At 68.1% G+C, this 15,227-nt stretch carries 18 protein-coding genes; 11 read left to right on the forward strand and 7 right to left on the reverse strand.

The window, feature by feature from the left end:
- Positions 1–11: 11 nt before the first annotated feature.
- Complete coding sequence (locus ABD768_RS16315; RefSeq protein WP_344841386.1) at positions 12–827, forward strand: alpha/beta fold hydrolase; 816 nt, start codon at positions 12–14, stop codon at positions 825–827.
- A gap of 99 nt (positions 828–926) precedes the next feature.
- Positions 927–1,535 (forward strand): TetR/AcrR family transcriptional regulator, encoded by a 609-nt coding sequence (locus ABD768_RS16320; RefSeq protein ID WP_343971167.1) that lies wholly within the window; start codon positions 927–929, stop codon positions 1,533–1,535.
- Positions 1,536–1,545: 10 nt separating this feature from the next.
- Here ABD768_RS16320 and ABD768_RS16325 read toward each other — a convergent pair whose 3' ends face one another.
- Complete coding sequence (locus tag ABD768_RS16325; protein WP_344841387.1) at positions 1,546–1,644, reverse strand: DUF3418 domain-containing protein; 99 nt, start codon at positions 1,642–1,644, stop codon at positions 1,546–1,548.
- A gap of 190 nt (positions 1,645–1,834) precedes the next feature.
- Here ABD768_RS16325 and ABD768_RS16330 point away from each other — a divergent pair, with 190 nt between their 5' ends.
- The gene (locus ABD768_RS16330; protein ID WP_344841389.1) at positions 1,835–2,665 is read left to right on the forward strand and encodes an alpha/beta fold hydrolase; all 831 of its coding nucleotides are present in this window, start codon (positions 1,835–1,837) and stop codon (positions 2,663–2,665) included.
- 215 nt (positions 2,666–2,880) lie between these two features.
- Here the strand turns inward: ABD768_RS16330 and ABD768_RS16335 are convergent, their stop codons facing one another.
- From ABD768_RS16335 to ABD768_RS16355, 5 genes are read right to left on the reverse strand one after another with little or no spacing between them, the layout of a single operon-like run.
- The gene (locus ABD768_RS16335) at positions 2,881–4,182 is read right to left on the reverse strand and encodes a hypothetical protein (protein ID WP_344841391.1); all 1,302 of its coding nucleotides are present in this window, start codon (positions 4,180–4,182) and stop codon (positions 2,881–2,883) included.
- Positions 4,183–4,184: 2 nt separating this feature from the next.
- On the reverse strand, positions 4,185–4,898 hold the full coding sequence (locus tag ABD768_RS16340; RefSeq protein WP_344841393.1) for a hypothetical protein: 714 nt from the start codon (positions 4,896–4,898) through the stop codon (positions 4,185–4,187).
- Positions 4,895–6,259 carry a hypothetical protein gene (locus tag ABD768_RS16345; RefSeq protein WP_344841395.1) on the reverse strand — a complete coding sequence of 455 codons (1,365 nt, stop codon included), beginning with the start codon at positions 6,257–6,259 and terminating at the stop codon, positions 4,895–4,897. The genes ABD768_RS16340 and ABD768_RS16345 overlap by 4 nt, the downstream gene beginning before the upstream one ends.
- A complete protein-coding gene (locus ABD768_RS16350) occupies positions 6,259–7,593 on the reverse strand; it encodes a glycosyltransferase (protein ID WP_343971150.1) in 1,335 nt (444 codons plus the stop codon). Before ABD768_RS16350 ends, ABD768_RS16345 begins: the two co-directional genes overlap by 1 nt.
- A gap of 27 nt (positions 7,594–7,620) precedes the next feature.
- Complete coding sequence (locus ABD768_RS16355; protein ID WP_343971147.1) at positions 7,621–7,965, reverse strand: hypothetical protein; 345 nt, start codon at positions 7,963–7,965, stop codon at positions 7,621–7,623.
- A gap of 123 nt (positions 7,966–8,088) precedes the next feature.
- Between ABD768_RS16355 and ABD768_RS16360 the strand changes: the two genes are divergently transcribed.
- Complete coding sequence (locus ABD768_RS16360) at positions 8,089–9,015, forward strand: aldo/keto reductase (RefSeq protein ID WP_344841396.1); 927 nt, start codon at positions 8,089–8,091, stop codon at positions 9,013–9,015.
- Positions 9,016–9,030: 15 nt separating this feature from the next.
- The gene (locus tag ABD768_RS16365; protein WP_344841398.1) at positions 9,031–9,744 is read left to right on the forward strand and encodes a YdcF family protein; all 714 of its coding nucleotides are present in this window, start codon (positions 9,031–9,033) and stop codon (positions 9,742–9,744) included.
- Positions 9,745–9,748: 4 nt separating this feature from the next.
- Here ABD768_RS16365 and ABD768_RS16370 read toward each other — a convergent pair whose 3' ends face one another.
- Positions 9,749–10,138, reverse strand: coding sequence for a nuclear transport factor 2 family protein (locus ABD768_RS16370; RefSeq protein WP_344841400.1), 390 nt, complete (start codon positions 10,136–10,138; stop codon positions 9,749–9,751).
- Between the two features lie 87 nt (positions 10,139–10,225).
- On the opposite strand from ABD768_RS16370, the gene ABD768_RS16375 reads away from it, so the two are divergent.
- From ABD768_RS16375 to ABD768_RS16400, 6 genes are all read left to right on the forward strand, one after another.
- Positions 10,226–10,609, forward strand: coding sequence for a winged helix-turn-helix transcriptional regulator (locus ABD768_RS16375; protein WP_343971136.1), 384 nt, complete (start codon positions 10,226–10,228; stop codon positions 10,607–10,609).
- Between the two features lie 56 nt (positions 10,610–10,665).
- Positions 10,666–11,622, forward strand: coding sequence for a hypothetical protein (locus ABD768_RS16380; protein WP_344841402.1), 957 nt, complete (start codon positions 10,666–10,668; stop codon positions 11,620–11,622).
- A 112-nt stretch (positions 11,623–11,734) separates the two neighbouring features.
- Positions 11,735–12,676: a LysR family transcriptional regulator gene (locus tag ABD768_RS16385; protein ID WP_343971131.1), complete on the forward strand. Its 942-nt coding sequence runs from the start codon at positions 11,735–11,737 to the stop codon at positions 12,674–12,676.
- Between the two features lie 104 nt (positions 12,677–12,780).
- A complete protein-coding gene (locus ABD768_RS16390) occupies positions 12,781–13,941 on the forward strand; it encodes an NAD-dependent formate dehydrogenase (protein WP_344841404.1) in 1,161 nt (386 codons plus the stop codon).
- A gap of 118 nt (positions 13,942–14,059) precedes the next feature.
- Complete coding sequence (locus ABD768_RS16395) at positions 14,060–14,215, forward strand: hypothetical protein (protein ID WP_343971126.1); 156 nt, start codon at positions 14,060–14,062, stop codon at positions 14,213–14,215.
- Positions 14,216–14,390: 175 nt separating this feature from the next.
- Entirely contained in the window at positions 14,391–15,140 is a 750-nt protein-coding gene (locus ABD768_RS16400; RefSeq protein WP_344841406.1) for a GntR family transcriptional regulator, read from the forward strand.
- Positions 15,141–15,227: the final 87 nt, after the last annotated feature.

Below are 15,227 nucleotides of genomic sequence, written 5' to 3' on the forward strand. Positions count from 1 at the left end.
CCATGGCAACGATGACGACCCCCGACGGGGTGGAGCTGTTCTACAAGGACTGGGGATCCGGCCGCCCGATCGTGTTCAGTCACGGCTGGCCGCTGTCGGCCGACGACTGGGACAACCAGATGCTGTTCTTCCTCGGCCATGGCTTCCGGGTGATCGCGCACGACCGCCGGGGACACGGACGGTCCGCCCAGGTGTCCGACGGCCACGACATGAACCACTACGCCGACGACCTCGCGGCGCTCCTCGACCACCTCGATCTCCGCGACGCCGTGCTCGTGGGGCACTCGGCCGGCGGCGGCGAACTGGTGCGCTACCTCGGGCGGCACGGCGAGAGCCGCGTGGCGAAGCTCGTGCTGATCAGCTCCGTCGTACCGTCCCAGCAGTTGACCGATGCGAATCCTGACGGCCAGCCGCCGGAGGTCTTCGCGGGTCTGAAGCAAGGCATCGCGACGAACCGGTCGGCGTTCTACCGTGAGGTGGCCGCCGGGCCCTTCTACGGGTACAACCGGCCGGGTGCCGAACCGAACGAGGCAGTCATCGAGAACTGGTGGCGCCAGGGCATGATGGGCTCGGCGAAGGCCCAGTTCGACTGCGTCGACGCGTTCGCCCAGGAGGACTACACCGACGACCTGAAGAAGATCAGCGTGCCGGTCCTGGTCATGCAAGGCGACGACGACCAGATCGTTCCCTACCGCAGCACCGCGCCGCGGGCCGTCGAGATCCTCGCGAACGGCACGCTCAAGACCTACCCCGGCTGGCCGCACGGCATCCCGACCACGAACGCCGACGTCGTCAACGCGGACATCCTCGAGTTCGTCGAGTCCTGAGGGCAGCACGGCGCCGCCGGTCCCGCTCGGATAGATTCGCCGCGGAACCGGCCGCGCTCGCGCGGTGCCGGGATCGTCGGAGATCGAAGGTGGGTGCGGGTGCCAGAGAACGGACAGACCCGGCGCGATCTGTACGCGGACATGACCAAGCGAGAGGTCCTGCGCTCGGCACGGAAGTTGTTCGGCCAGATCGGGTACTCGCAGACCACTGTCGAGAGCATCGCCCGGGATGCCGGGGTGTCCCCGGCGACGATCTACGCGCAGTGCGGCGGAAAGGAGGGCCTCCTCCGAGCGCTGATGGACTTGTGGACCACGAGCGACCTGGTACCGAGCACCATCGCCGAATGCCTGGCCGCCGAGTCGGCACACGCCAAACTGGACGCGCTGGCGAGGGGGTACGTCGCGATCTACGCGGAGTTCGGCGACATCATCCAGATCGTGACCCGGGCCGCGGCCGCCTCGCCCGTCGCGGAGGCGTACCTAGAGGTGGCCGACGAACGCCAGCAGAACGCGCTCCGGGACATCGTCACCGGCATGCGGGACGCCGGCGGCCTCGCCGACGGGATCACGGTGGACGAGGCCGTCCAGGTCATCTTCTTCCACTTCCGGTACCCGCAGTTCGCGCTCGCCGCGGACGAGTTCGGCTGGGGTGCCGAACGCACGACCCGCTGGCTCACCGAGCGGGTCGCGTCGGTGATCCTTCGGTGATCCTGAAGGCCTAGCTCTCGGCCAGCGCCTTCCGGATCCGCTTCTCCGAGACCGGGTACGGCGTGCCGAGGGTCTGCGCGAACAGGCTGATCCGGAGTTCCTCGAGCATCCAGCGGCGCGACGGATCAGTTCCAGTGGACAGCTAGTTGATCGGCTCGCCGGCGTTCCTCCAGTACGGCTCCATCGGGAACACCGACCGCGCCGCGTCCGTCCACAACCCGTCCACTGGCGATCCCTAGCGTCGTCCCCGGGGCTCCAGCGGGCTCCGGATGCAGGACTAGACCAGAGGGAGCGCAATCATGATCAGCAAGAGACTCACGGCCCTCGTCGGGGCCTCGGTAGCAGTTGTTGCCGCGTGCGTCAGCATGCTCGCCGTCACGACGGCCGACGCCCGCCCGGGCGGCCGAGGCCACGCTCCGGCGGACAAGCCCACGATCGTCCTGGTCCACGGCGCGTTCGCCGACAGCAGCGGCTTCAACGCGGTGATCCAGCGGCTGACGAAGGACGGTTACCCGGTCGTCGCCGCGGCCAACCCGCTGCGAGCGGTCCCGTCCGACGCCGCGCAACTCTCTGCCCTGCTCGACAGCATCAAGGGTCCGATCGTGCTGGTCGGCCACTCCTACGGTGGGGTCGTCATGTCCACGGCCGCCACCGGGAACAAGAACGTCAAGGCGCTGGTCTACGTGGCGGCGTACATCCCCGAGACCGGAGAGACTGTGGCGCAGCTGACCGACAAGTTCCCCGGCAGCACGGTGGACGCGTCCCTCAAGGCGGTGCCGCTGCCGGACGGAGTGGTCGATCTCTACATCGATCCCGCTGTGTTCCGTGCGAATTTCGCGCCCGACCTGCCGGCCAAGGACGCCGCGCTCTACTCGATTACCCAGCGCCCCGCCACCAACGTGGCACTCACCGAGCCGATCCTGGGGGAGCAGGCGTGGCACACGATCCGGAGCTATGCCCTGATCAGCGGCGCCGACAAGATCATCCCGCCCGCGGCCCAGCGGTACATGTCCAAGCGCGCGGGATCGACGGTACAGACGGTCAAAGGCGCCTCCCACATGGTGTTCGTCTCACACCCGGACACGACCGTCTCCTTCATCGAGCGGGCGGTACGTGAAACCACTCGATGAGCGCTGATAACTCACGGGTGGGAGAAGGTGCCGAGTCCGAGCCGCCGTCGCTACGCGCGCTCCCACCCCCGCCTTAGCGCCGGGCGTGGCCGGCTGGGCCACGGACGTGGGGCTATTCGTGGTGCGAACTGAAGTTGGTCGCAGGTTCGAATCCTGCCGGGCGCGCCTCCTGGACCCGCTGGTCAGGCATCGATCTGGCGGCCCGGCACCGGCTGTCAGCCGACTTCGAAGGACTGGTTGGGGTGGCGGGTGGTGCGGCCGGGGTGTTGGGCTGCTGAGGTGTCGGTGGCGGCGGTCTGAGCGGTTGGCGGCTTGGTTTGTTGGGTTATGGCTTGGACGTTGGCTAGTACGGCCTGTTTTTCCTGGAGGGTTTGGGCTACCTCGAAGCTTTGCCAGACCTGGTGGTGGGCTTCTGGGGTCAGGGTGCTTTCGTGGAGCATTTTGTCGACCTGGCGGATCATTCGGTGGTCGTCGCGGTGGACGAAGCTGTCCAGGAGGAGCTTGAGTTCGGGGTCCTGGGCTGGGGCGTGGGTGAGCCAGGCTCGGACGTCGTTGGTGAACTGTTGCTGCACGGCGGCGGTGTCGAGGGGAGCGCCGTCGCGGACTTCGGCTGCGGCGTCCATGACGGCTCGGAGGCCAGCTACCTTGCAGGCCTCGCGGACCACCGGGTTCAAGTACGGCGGGTCGACCAGGATCGGGTTGACGCCGAAGGTGCGGTCCTGCTCCTCGGTGAGGCGACGCTGGACCGGCCCTGACTCGTCCAGGGCTTTGGGGCTGCTCAGCGGGCCCTGGAGGGAGTTCTCGATCGTGCGGATCGCGGCGAGGCTGCCGAACGTCAGCCCGGGATCACGCGGCAGCTCCTTCATACCGCCTCCGATGCCCTCGTCACGGTGCAGCACGTACCCCCGCTTCGTCCCGGGGTGTGGATCCGACGCGATGCCGTCGTAGAACATGTACCGGCCCTCGAAGTGCGTCTCCGGGTACGCCGACGACAGCAACTCCTGCACGGTCCCCTTGAGACAGCTGTCCATCAGCACGACCCGGCTGCCCGGCGTACCGACCGGGACGCCTGCACCGCGCAGGTAGCGGGTGAGCTGCTGGTACGACCCAGCAACGTCCTCTGCGGACACACTGGCGGTGTTCTCCCGGTACCCGCTGATCTCCGGGAAGGACTTGCCGCCGTTCTGTTCCAGGTCCTGTACTGCGGCCTCCGCCACCGCCCGGGACAGGACAGCGTCATGGCAGTGCGCCGAGAAGAACTCGGGGTCCAGCGTCCGAGTCGCCACGGACAGGCTGTAGCCGTCCCGGCCGAGGAACACCACCCTGGTGTGCGGGTTGGCCGCCACCTCTCGGCGCAGGTCGCGCAGCATGTCCCGCGCGATCGACGTGACGAAGCGCGCGTGGTGGGCCCGGAACGCGTTGTAGATCCGCTCCACCGCATCCCGGTCGGCCTGGTCCTTCAGCCCGTACGCATCGCTGATCGCCGCCAGCGGCGGGAGCTCTCGTTCGATCGCCACGGTCACCTACCGCCGTCGACGCGGTCGAGCCAGGCCTGCAACGCCCCAGACTCGGTGCTCACGCCCCACCACAGGACGACACCGCCCTGCTGCGGCTGGAACCGTCCCAGCGCGTCCACCCCGACCGGTACCTGCCTGAAGTCGACGAACGGCAGCGCCAGCCCACCAGCGACGACCACTGCCGGCCCCAGCTCGCCATCGTCCGGGTTCGGGCTTACAAGATCGAGTTTCAACCGTCCAGCCGCCGCGGCCTCCAGTACCGGTCCCGCTCCCCCGTCAACCTGCAGCTGCGTAACTCGCAGCCGGCCGACGACCTCCGAGTCGATGAGACTTGCGAGTGCACTGGTGTCCCGCCCCGCGCCGATCCAGCGCACCTGGCCTTCACCCGGTACTTCAGCAACCGCTGAGGCCTCCGCAGTCACATTCACGTCCTCGCGTCCCAGCGAGTCCAGTACCGCGCGCGCCGCCGCGACGTCCTCGGTGACGACCAGGGCGAGGTCCCGCGCGGTGGACGCCGCGATACGCAGTACCAAGTCAGCGGCACCAACAGCGAGCACCACAGGCGTGCCCTGCAGGTTCTCCGGCCAGGCGGGCAGCTCCGAGGCGCTGTCCGCCAGAGGGGTTCCGGGGAACAGCTCCCCCACGCTGCGCAGCGCCTCCCAGTCGTCCACGGACTGCTGCGCCAGGCTCTTGCGCTCAGGCTGGTCGAAAGTCATTCCATCGTCCTCGTCGTGTTCTGCTGGCCGGTCGTACCGGTCCAGCGGCTGTTCTCGGCTCGCACTGTAGTTCCAGGCCGGGCGGCTCCAGGCGGCAGCAGCGCCGGGTCAGTCAACGGCGACAGCCGCAACCCCTGCGCATCTGCCTGCGCGCCCCGTACGACCTGCTGAAGCGGCTCGATCTCGTAGTCGGTGGCCGTCCGCACAGCCTCCAGCGCAGCCTCCGGCCCACCGCGCAGCAACTCCTCGTACGGTCGCTCGACGGCCCCAGCGTTGCCGAAGGCAAGGGTCAACCCGGTCGACGTGGTCTTCCGATCCGCCCGCAGATTGACCAGCATCGTCGGCCCGTCCGCACCGACCTGGACGGACTTCTGCACCCGCTGCCACTCAGGATTCGTCCCGATCACCGCAGCAGCCGAGTCGATCAATGCCTGCACCTGGTACCCGTGCTCCCGACTCGGCTGAGCCGGCAACACCAGCCGGTGCTCATGCGGTCCCACCGGCCGGACATGCCCAGCATGCGGAGCAGACGCCCGCAAGGCCGCCCTATCCGCCCATGCCACCGCCGCATCCCCCTGGCCCCGGCCATACCGGCGCAGAGACTGCCGCACAAAGTCATCCACGGGCCTACCGCCGCGAGACGCCTTGTACTCCGCAGTGACCGCATGCCCCGTCCGATCCCACACGGACAACGCCAACTCGCTACGACTCACCACACCGTTGCCAGCAGCAACCGTATCCGGCAGAGCCGCCACCGTCCGCGCCAGCCACTCCGCCCGACCCGCCGCCACCGGGTCCGCCGCCAGGTCCGGCGTACGCCGCAGCAACTGCCCGGCGCTCACCGGCGACGGCTCAGAGACACTCTGAGCCCAATGCCGCACCTCCTCCAGATGCGCAGGCTGCAGCCCGACATTCCGGTCGATCGGCATCAGCAGCGTCGGGATGCCCTCGTCGAGCACCCGGTCCTCGGCCCACAACCGGTCCGGCTCGGTGATCGCGTCGTCCAACCAGGCAAAGGCCTGATCGCCGACCCCCTCCCGAACGCTGACCGCCTTCCAGTTGTGGCCGAACCGCACCGGCCCGGCCGCGGCCCGGTCGATGTTGACGAACTCCCAGCGCCGGTCGAGCCCGATCGCCGGACCGACCATCCGGTTGGCGGCGTCGTTCCAGGTGGTCCCCCAGCGCAGGTCGACCAGCCCTTCGCGATCCAGCTCGTTCAGCATCCGCCCGTGCTCGGGATGCAGCCAGACCAGGTACTCCTCACCCTTCAGCCGGTACGGCGTGAAGCCCCGCTCGGCCTGGTTCTTCTCCGGGTTCAGCACCCCGTCGATGTCGACCAGCACCCAGGGTCTGCCCGCCATCAACGCTCCACGGTCGGCCGGCTGATGGAGGTGACAGTCGCCGGCTTCTCGCGAGCGCCATCACCCTTCGACAAGTCGACCGCACCGCCGGTACCAAGGAAGCGGCTCATATCGGCCGGGCCCTTGATCGGCTGGCCGGGCTCCGGCTCCGGCATCATGCCGAGCTTGTCCATCTCCCTCACCAGCCCGGCGGTGCCGTGGTCCCAGCTCCGGTTCTGCTCGAAGTAGTCGCCCAGCCGGACGGCCGACGCCTTGGACTCCTCCGGGTTGCGCAGGTGCCACTCCGCCTTGTCCGCGAAGGCGAGGTGGTACTTGTCCTGCGACAGGCCGGTGGTGTCGACCACTGCCGGGTCGCCGATGCCCTGCGGCACACTGTTCGGGTCACTGAGGTCCATACCGACGCCTGTGTGGTTGCCGACGATCACTGGCACCCGGTAGCCGGCCACCTCCAGCGGGGCCAGTTCGTAGTCGCCCCAGCGAGCCGTGTGCATGACGAGGTCCGCGCTCCGGATCTCGCCCCGCATGATCTCGAGATCCTTGGTGTAGGCGCGCACCCGGACCGGGAACCCGGCGATGTCGGACAGCATCCGTTCCTGCTCCGCTACTTCAGCCGACCGCGCGCCGAGCATCGTCAGCTGGACCTGCAGGCCCCGGGCCCGCAACTCGGCCGCTGCCCGCGCCGCGATGTCCGCGCCCTTCAGGGGGTCGTCGGTCCGGGTGAACACCAGCAGGTTCTTGATCCGCTGGTTCGGGTCGTGGAAGGCCGGGGACTCCATCACCATGCCGGGCTTCAGCTCGACGACCGGCGGCGGCTTCTCGCACATCCGCGCCAGCCGGCGACCCTCCTCTGTCAGCAGCGGCCCGACGCCGACCACCAGGTCGGCCCGCTCGACCAGCGCCCGCTCGGTGATGGTGTGCTCGTTGGACTGCTGCGGGTTGCCGCGGCCACGGTCCATCTGGTCAGCCGTGACGTGCATGAAGTGGATGACTTTGGCGTTCGGGTAGAAGTTGTCCCGCAGGTAGCCCGCCGCGCCACCGGAGAACCGCCCGTGGCCGAGGATCACGTCGATGTCCGGCGGCAGACCGTCGGCGCGCAGCAACTGCGCCCGGGTGTCGGTGATACCGGGGACAGGCTTGAGCACCTGGATGTCGACCAGCCGGTGCAGGTCGGTCGGGGTGGTGACGCGGGCGGTGACCTGGTGGCCCATCCGGGCAAGCGACTGGGCGACCTCACGGTTCACCGCGAACGGCCCACCGCCGTACCACTTGTCAGCGAGAGCCAGTACTCGCAACGGACGGCCGGTGTTCGGTAGACCCTCGAAGGGATCGGACATGCTGTTTCGTTCCTCCGGTGTTCTCGATCAGCCGCGCAGGCCGGCGGCGGTGTAGAAGCGCTCGACCAGCTCGTCGGACACAGCCGCCAACTGCTCGGCGTCCGGGCTGATCAGGCCACGGGCAGCCTCATCGCGCAGACGCGCGGAGAGCTCCCGGAGCAGGGATGCGGCAACCAGTACTTCGGTACCGCCCAACTCGACCGTACGAGCTGCGTCCTCGTCTTGCGGCGGCCGTAGCGACTCACGCGAGCCAGCGGCCTGCTCCCGGAACTCGACCGGCGCCTGGACGGCTTGCCCCTGCTCGTCCCAGCCGTGCCGATAAGTACTGAGCATGTGGCGGCCCGGGTCGGCCGCGACCATCTCCGAATTCATTGCCGAAGAATCCCATGCAGAGGGGCGATCGAGACCATGGTTTCCGGCGCTCGGCCCAAAAAAATATGCCCTGGCAAGCAAACGGCACTAGACCGGAAGCGAGCGGGGCCTTATTCTGTCCACATGCATAGAACAGATGTGAACACAGATCTCGTCTCAACCGTAGCATCTGATGAAGCAGAGCGCAAGTCCCCGAACGAGGCCGGAGTCTGGCGGCTCGGCGGGCAAGCCGTCAACCGGATCGGCTTCGGCACCAAACGCCTCGGCAGCAGCCCCGAGCAGGCGATCGAGCTGCTGCGCCAGGCCGTTGCCCTCGGCGTCGATCACCTCGACACGGCCGGCTTCTATCCGTCGGTCGGCCGGGCCGGCGAGCAGCACGGCTTCGACAGCCTCGAGTGGGCCAACGACGCGGTCCGGCGGGCGCTCGCGCCGTACTCCGGCGAGCTCACGATCGCCACCAAGGTCGGCCCGACGGAGCACGGACTGGCCCGGCCGGACCAGCTGCGCGCGCTGGTCGAGCACGATCTCCGCCAACTCGGGCTCGAGACGCTCGACCTGGTGTACCTCCGCCAGACCGGGCTCGATTCGGTCGCGGAGCATTACGGCGTACTGGCCGAGTTGCAGACAGCTGGTCTGATCAAGCACCTCGGGCTGTCCAACGTCCGGCTCGAGCACCTTGCCCAGGCGCAGGAGATCGCGCCCGTGGTCGCAGTACAGAACCGCTACGGCGTCGGCTTCGGTCGCGTCAACGACACCATGCTGGAGGTCTGTGGCACACAGGGCATCGCCTTCGTCCCCTTCTTCGCCGTCACCGCCACCGGCCGCGAACAAGGCGGAGTAGCCCACTCCGACCCGGTCGCCACCATCGCCCGCGCCCACGACGCCACCCCCGCCCAGATCCGGATCGCCTGGACCCTGGCCAAAGGCCCCCACGTCCTGGCCATCCCCGGCACCGGCAACCCCATCCACCTGGCCGAGAACATCGCCGCCGGCCGCATCCACCTCACCCCCGCCGACCTAGCCACCCTCGACGCCATCCCCTCCGACTAGCCCAGACTTGACGCCGTGGACCTCGACGCGGAGCTGACCTTGATTGCCGGCTACCTGGCCCGGCGGGATGTTGCTGAGCCGGTTGACGCGGATCTGCTGGTACTGATGGGCAGCGCCGTGTTGGAGTCGGTGGAGGTGGCTGCGCGGGTTTGGCTGGATGGGTTGGTGCCGCGGATCGTGGTCAGCGGTGGGATCGGGCACTCGACGCAGCATCTGCTGGCGAAAGTCGGCCAGGAGGTGTTGCGGCCCGAATCACACATCTTCAGCGATCTGCTGACGGGCGCGTACGGCGTACCGGCCGACGTGATCGAGGTCGAGGAGCGGTCGACGAACTGTGGGGAGAACGCGGAGTTCACCCGGCCGTTCGTCGACCGGGCGCAGCGGATCCTGCTGGTGCAGGACCCGACCATGCAGCGGCGGACGCACGCGTCGTTCGTCCGCTCGTTCCGCGACCTCCCCGGCACCCAGCTGATCAGCTTCGCCCCGGTGATCCCGGCGATCACCCCGTACGGCGTCGCGGCCGCGGCCGGCGGGCCGGTCATCTGGGAGCGTGAGCGGTTCGCGTCGTTGGTTCTGGGCGAGATCCGGCGGCTCCGCGACGACGAGGACGGGTACGGTCCACGCGGTCGGGACTTCATCGACCACGTGGACGTGCCGGCCGCAGTAGAAGAGGCATACCGCAGGGTTTCGGATCAGTACCCCGCACTGATCCGGCCCGCGGGTGGCTGAAGGGTCAGCCCCAGAAGGTGTCTTCGGCTGGTTGGTCTGCGGAGAAGAGCCAGGCCTCGACGATCTTGCCGTTGGTGACCTTCAGTAGGTCGACGCCGTCCTGGGCCAGGTCGGCGCCCGCGCGCTTGGCGGTGAAGTGGATGGGCGCGGCGACGAGATCGCCGTTGAGCATCGGGGGTGCGGTCAGGGACAGCTCGAAGGTGCCCTCGCTGATCTCCATCATCCCGCCGATCATCGCGTTCACGGCGCCCGCGCCGCTCCGTACGCCGGAGAACTGGTTGGCGCCGGGCTGGTGCCAGACGATGTCGTCGGCGAGGAAGCCCGCCACCGTCGCGAAATCCTTCGCCGCGAGCGCGTCGAAGTACTGCTGGACCACTGCCACCGGGTCACTCATGAGATCCTCCAGATCGGTTGTTTGCCCTTGCAGTGGCCAATACTTACTATTGGTGACCATTAACTTCAACGTAACCAATGGGGCCTGATGCCGAAGACTTACGCTCCACCGGCGGGACGCAACTGGGACGTGCTGTCCAGCCAGTGCCCGTCGCGGACCTCACTGGCCCGGATCGCCAACAAGTGGACCGCGATGACCGTGGTCGTGCTCGACGACGGCCCGCTGCGGTTCGGCGACATCCGCACCGCCCTCGACGGGATCAGCGGCAAGGTCCTCACCGACACCCTGCGCGACCTCGAACGCGACGGCATGGTGACCAGGCGCTCGTACTCCGAAGTCCCGCCGCGGGTCGAATACGAACTGACCCCCCTCGGCCGCACCCTCCAAGGCCCCCTGACCGCCCTCTGCCGCTGGGCCGAAGAACACATCCCCGAGGTCCTGGCAGCCCGCGACGCCTACGACGACCGCTGACGAAACGGACGGCAAAACCAGAGGCGGCGACTCACAAGCCCTGCAACCATCGGCAAATGCCGAATCTGCCGTACGTCTACCAGGTCACCAAGTACGACCCAGCCGACCGCGACGACCAGGGCCGGTACGTCGGCGCCGAGGTGACGACCAGCGACCACGGACCCCAGGAAAGCGCCTATCTGTCGGCAGTCACCTCGTTCGCCGCCGAGAGCGGTGTCACCGAACTGACCGTCCGCGATCCACACATCCCCGCCTTCGTCTCCTTCGGGCTCGAGCCTCCGATCGAGGGACACGGTCTGGCGGGGCTGTTCGCGCCCGACCTGAGTGACTATTTCGACGGCGCCGTCGTGTCGATCGAGGTGGGACTCGCCTTGGTTCGCGCGATGCTTCGCGATCATGGCGCGTGGTGCCAACTCGAGGTGGAGGACCGCTTCTGCGTCCAGGTCGGCTATGACCAATACCTGTACATCGGCAGCACGACGTACTGCGAACGCGCCCTGGAAGTCACCATGCAAGCCGGCCTGTTCCCGGTTCGGATCGACCGGTCTCCCTACGACGACCTGGACGACGATGGTCCGGCCCAGCCCGCCGACGACGCCTTCTGGGCCGAGGTCGCCTCGCTCGCCGAGGGGCATGGAGCCGTGCTGCTGGCGGAGCATTTCGTTCGGAACGGCGTCCGGTGGCATCGGGTCGAACCCGGCCACCTCCACGCCGTACGCCGGCAGTTGGCGCCGCGGGCGATCGTCGAGATCTGGCCGGACTGCTCGACTGATTTCGACACCGTCCGTGCGCAGGCGGCGTTGATGGAACTCGGCTGCGAACTGATCTGGGTAGACCGCACCGGAGCCATCCACACCGAACGCGTCGAGGAAGCCGCCGGCCTGGTGATACCCGGCGAGGCGGTCGGGGCGCTTGTCGTCTCGTCGACCTCTGACGGCTACTGCCCGCTGGCCCAAGCCGTGCTTCCCGATGCCGACGGCGTACTGCGCGCCCGCTGGGTGCCGTTCAGCTGAAGGAATTCGGCGACGGCCGCGTCTTCCCGGGGCACGACTGAGCACGTAGTGTTGGATTATGTATACAGACGAACGGTATGCTGCCTACGGCCGGAAGCGGGGCTGAGGCACGATGTTGCTGCGTCAGCTCGAGTACCTCGTCGCGCTCGCCCGGGAGCGGCACTTCGCCCGCGCGGCTGACACTTGCTACGTCTCGCAGCCGTCGCTGTCCGCCGCGATCCGCAAACTCGAGCAAGAACTCGACGTACCGATCGTCCGCCGCGGCCGCCGCTTCGAAGGCCTCACCCCCGAAGGCGAACGCGTCCTGCTCTGGGCCCAGCGCATCCTGGCCGAACGCGACGCCCTGCGACACGAACTGTCCGTCATGCGCGGCGGCCTCACCGGCACCCTCAGGCTCGGCGCCATCCCCACCGCCATGCCCGTCGTCTCGCTCCTGACCACCCCGTTCTGCGCCCGCCACACCCAGGCCCGCGTCACCCTCGAGTCGCTCTCGTCCCGCGACATCACCCAGAAACTCGCCGAGTTCGAACTCGACGTCGCCATGACCTACCTCGACGACGACACCCTCGGCCAAGTCCGCAAAACACCTCTGTACGAAGAGCGCTACCTCCTCCTCACCCCCGAAACCAGCGACCTCGCCGAACTCCCCGTCGCCACCTGGGCCCAAGTCTCCGAACAACCCCTCTGCCTGCTCTCACCCCAGATGCGCAACCGCCGGATCATGAACGGCTACTTCACCGACGACGGCGTCACCGCCACCCCCGCGATCGAGAGCGACACCGTCTCCGGCCTCTACAGTCACTTGCGCGGCAACCACTGGAGCACCGTCATCTCCCACGCCTGGCTCCACATGTTCGGCGTACCCGCCGGCATGAAGGTCGTACCGCTCAAATCCCCCGCCCACGGCCCACGCGTCGGCCTGGTGATCGCCGCACGAAGCCCCGAACCCGTCCTCGCCCGCGCCCTCCTCGACGTCGCCCGCCAAGCCGGCGTACACACCGCACTGGACGAACTCCTCGACGTCCACCTGATGGGTGGCCAGCTCACCCGATAGCGCGCGCCTATCCCGGGATAGCAAGCAAGTCTTGGACCGCGGCCACCCTCGAGAAGCACTGTTGAAGGACCGAATCCCCTTCAGACGTTGAGGAGTTGCCCATCATGGCCAAGGTCTTGTGTGTGCTGTACGACGACCCGAAGGACGGCTATCCGACCACCTACGCGCGCGACGACATCCCGGCCATCGCGTCGTACCCGGGCGGCCAGACCGCGCCGACCCCGAAGGCGATCGACTTCACCCCGGGCGCCCTGCTCGGCAGCGTCTCCGGCGAGCTCGGCCTTCGCGAGTACCTGGAGAGCCAGGGCCACACCCTCGTCGTCACGTCCGACAAGGAAGGCGAGAACTCGGTACTCGACCAAGAACTGCCCGACGCCGACGCGGTCATCTCACAGCCGTTCTGGCCCGCGTACCTGACCGCCGAGCGGATCGCCAAGGCGCCGAACCTCAAACTCGCGATCACCGCCGGCATCGGCTCCGACCACGTCGACCTGGACGCCGCGATCGCCGGCAAGATCACCGTTGCCGAGGTCACCTATTGCAACAGCATCAGCGTCGCCGAGCACGTGGTGATGATGATCCTCGGCCTGGTCCGCAACTACCTCCCGTCCCACCAGGTCGTCCTCGACGGCGGCTGGGACATCGCCGACTGCGTAGCCCGCTCGTACGATCTCGAAGGCATGCATGTCGGTACGGTCGCCGCCGGCCGCATCGGTACGGCGGTACTGCGCCGCCTCGCACCCTTCGACGTCAAGCTGCACTACACCGACCGCCACCGTCTGCCCGAGTCGATCGAGCGCGAACTCAACCTGACCTTCCACCCCGACGCCGCCAGCATGGTGCCGTACTGCGACGTCGTCACCGTCAACGCGCCGCTGCACCCCGAGACCGAGGGCCTGTTCAACGACAAGCTGATCGGCACGATGAAGCGCGGCACCTACCTGATCAACACCGCCCGCGCGAAGATCGCCGACCGCGACGCCATCGTCCGCGCCTTGGAGAGCGGTCGGCTCGCTGGGTACGCCGGTGACGTCTGGTACCCGCAGCCCGCCCCGGCCGGCCACCCGTGGCGGACCATGCCGCACCACGGAATGACCCCGCACATCTCCGGCTCGTCCCTGTCCGCTCAGACCAGGTACGCCGCCGGCACTCGCGAGATCCTCGAGTCCTTCTTCGCCGGTACGCCGATCCGCGACGAGTACCTGATCGTCGACGGCGGCCGGCTGGCCGGTACCGGCGCGCACTCGTACTCCACCAGGTCCTGAACGTAACCGGGATCACGTCGCACGTAACCGGGATCACGTGAGACGCGGGCATAACCGTCGGGTACACCTGGTTGAATGTATACAGAAGGCAGAATTCCAACCCAGATGAGAGGGCACCATGATCTTCACCCGTAGGTTCGGCGCTCTGGCGGCCCGGCCGCAGTTCCCGGATGCACCGGAGCTGCAGCAGCAGGAGCTGGACGTCGACGTCGAAATCCAGCACAACCAGCACACCGAGAGCGGCGAGCAGGAGCGCGTCACCACTGCCGCCTGAGGACCAGCCCGATCGGTGCTCCGGACACACGCGTCACCACCGCGGCGGCGGACTCCCCGCGGGGCAGAATGCAAGGATCCGGAGCACCGGGAGCAGGACGATCGACCGTGGCACTTGGTAGACTGTCTACCAAGTGCCACTTGTATCTCCATCATCACCGGCGGGGAAGGACCTCATGACGACAACCAGCGCGGGCCCGGAAGCCAACTCCGACTCCCCTGGCGTCCGGCACGTCAAGCGGCCGACGCCACTGCGGGAGTCGGTCTACGAGGCCCTCACCGAGATGATCATCGACGGCACGCTGGAGCGTGGCCGGCACCTGGTCGAGGTGGAGCTGGCCGGCATGCTCGGCGTCTCCCGCCAGCCAGTCCGCGAGGCGCTGCAGCGGCTGAACAACGAGGGTTGGGTCGATCTGCGGCCTGGCTTCGGCGCGATGGTGCATGTACCTGCTGAGGACGAGGTGGACCAGTTGCTGGCCGCCCGCGCCGCGCTCGAGTCCGAGTCCGCGCGACTGGCCGCGCGCAACCCCGACAAGGACGCCGTCGCCAAGCTCAAAGAGCTCTGCAAGATCGGCGCCCAACTGCAGGAGACCGGCGACATCGACGGCACCGTCCGCACCAACGCCGAGCTCCACAGCCTGATCACCGAAATGTCCGGCAACCGCTTCCTGGTCGACTTCGCCGGCCAGGTCGACCGCCGGGTCCGCTGGTACTACACCCCCGTAGCCCCCGTCCGCGGCGCGGCCTCCTGGCGTGAACACACCCGCCTGGTCAAAGCAATCGCCGACGGCGACGAAGACAAAGCCGCCCAGATCATGCGAGAACACACCGAACACACCCGCAAGGCCTACCACGACCTCCAAACCGGCACCCCCGCCGAAGACTCCCCCACCCCCGACAAAAAGCCCCGCCGCCGCACCACCTAACCACCCCACCCGACTCCCCCCACCCCGCCCCACCCGACGCCCCACCCGGGCCCCTCGGCCCACCCCACCCGGCTCCCCCCACCCGGC

This window comes from Kribbella ginsengisoli, assembly GCF_039537185.1.
GTDB classification, from domain to species: Bacteria; Actinomycetota; Actinomycetes; order Propionibacteriales; family Kribbellaceae; genus Kribbella; species Kribbella koreensis.

What these genes read in the sequence shown, in the direction of transcription:
- ABD768_RS16330 (WP_344841389.1), top strand. Translation starts at nt 1,835, where the DNA reads ATGATCAGCAAGAGACTCACGGCCCTCGTCGGGGCCTCGGTAGCAGTT.
- ABD768_RS16360 (WP_344841396.1), top strand. Translation starts at nt 8,089, where the DNA reads ATGCATAGAACAGATGTGAACACAGATCTCGTCTCAACCGTAGCATCT.
- ABD768_RS16400 (WP_344841406.1), top strand. Translation starts at nt 14,391, where the DNA reads ATGACGACAACCAGCGCGGGCCCGGAAGCCAACTCCGACTCCCCTGGC.
- ABD768_RS16355 (WP_343971147.1), bottom strand. Translation starts at nt 7,965, where the DNA reads ATGAATTCGGAGATGGTCGCGGCCGACCCGGGCCGCCACATGCTCAGT.
- ABD768_RS16345 (WP_344841395.1), bottom strand. Translation starts at nt 6,259, where the DNA reads ATGGCGGGCAGACCCTGGGTGCTGGTCGACATCGACGGGGTGCTGAAC.
- ABD768_RS16370 (WP_344841400.1), bottom strand. Translation starts at nt 10,138, where the DNA reads ATGAGTGACCCGGTGGCAGTGGTCCAGCAGTACTTCGACGCGCTCGCG.
- ABD768_RS16325 (WP_344841387.1), bottom strand. Translation starts at nt 1,644, where the DNA reads ATGCTCGAGGAACTCCGGATCAGCCTGTTCGCGCAGACCCTCGGCACG.
- ABD768_RS16315 (WP_344841386.1), top strand. Translation starts at nt 12, where the DNA reads ATGACGACCCCCGACGGGGTGGAGCTGTTCTACAAGGACTGGGGATCC.
- ABD768_RS16390 (WP_344841404.1), top strand. Translation starts at nt 12,781, where the DNA reads ATGGCCAAGGTCTTGTGTGTGCTGTACGACGACCCGAAGGACGGCTAT.
- ABD768_RS16395 (WP_343971126.1), top strand. Translation starts at nt 14,060, where the DNA reads ATGATCTTCACCCGTAGGTTCGGCGCTCTGGCGGCCCGGCCGCAGTTC.
- ABD768_RS16350 (WP_343971150.1), bottom strand. Translation starts at nt 7,593, where the DNA reads ATGTCCGATCCCTTCGAGGGTCTACCGAACACCGGCCGTCCGTTGCGA.
- ABD768_RS16380 (WP_344841402.1), top strand. Translation starts at nt 10,666, where the DNA reads ATGCCGAATCTGCCGTACGTCTACCAGGTCACCAAGTACGACCCAGCC.
- ABD768_RS16375 (WP_343971136.1), top strand. Translation starts at nt 10,226, where the DNA reads ATGCCGAAGACTTACGCTCCACCGGCGGGACGCAACTGGGACGTGCTG.
- ABD768_RS16340 (WP_344841393.1), bottom strand. Translation starts at nt 4,898, where the DNA reads ATGACTTTCGACCAGCCTGAGCGCAAGAGCCTGGCGCAGCAGTCCGTG.
- ABD768_RS16385 (WP_343971131.1), top strand. Translation starts at nt 11,735, where the DNA reads ATGTTGCTGCGTCAGCTCGAGTACCTCGTCGCGCTCGCCCGGGAGCGG.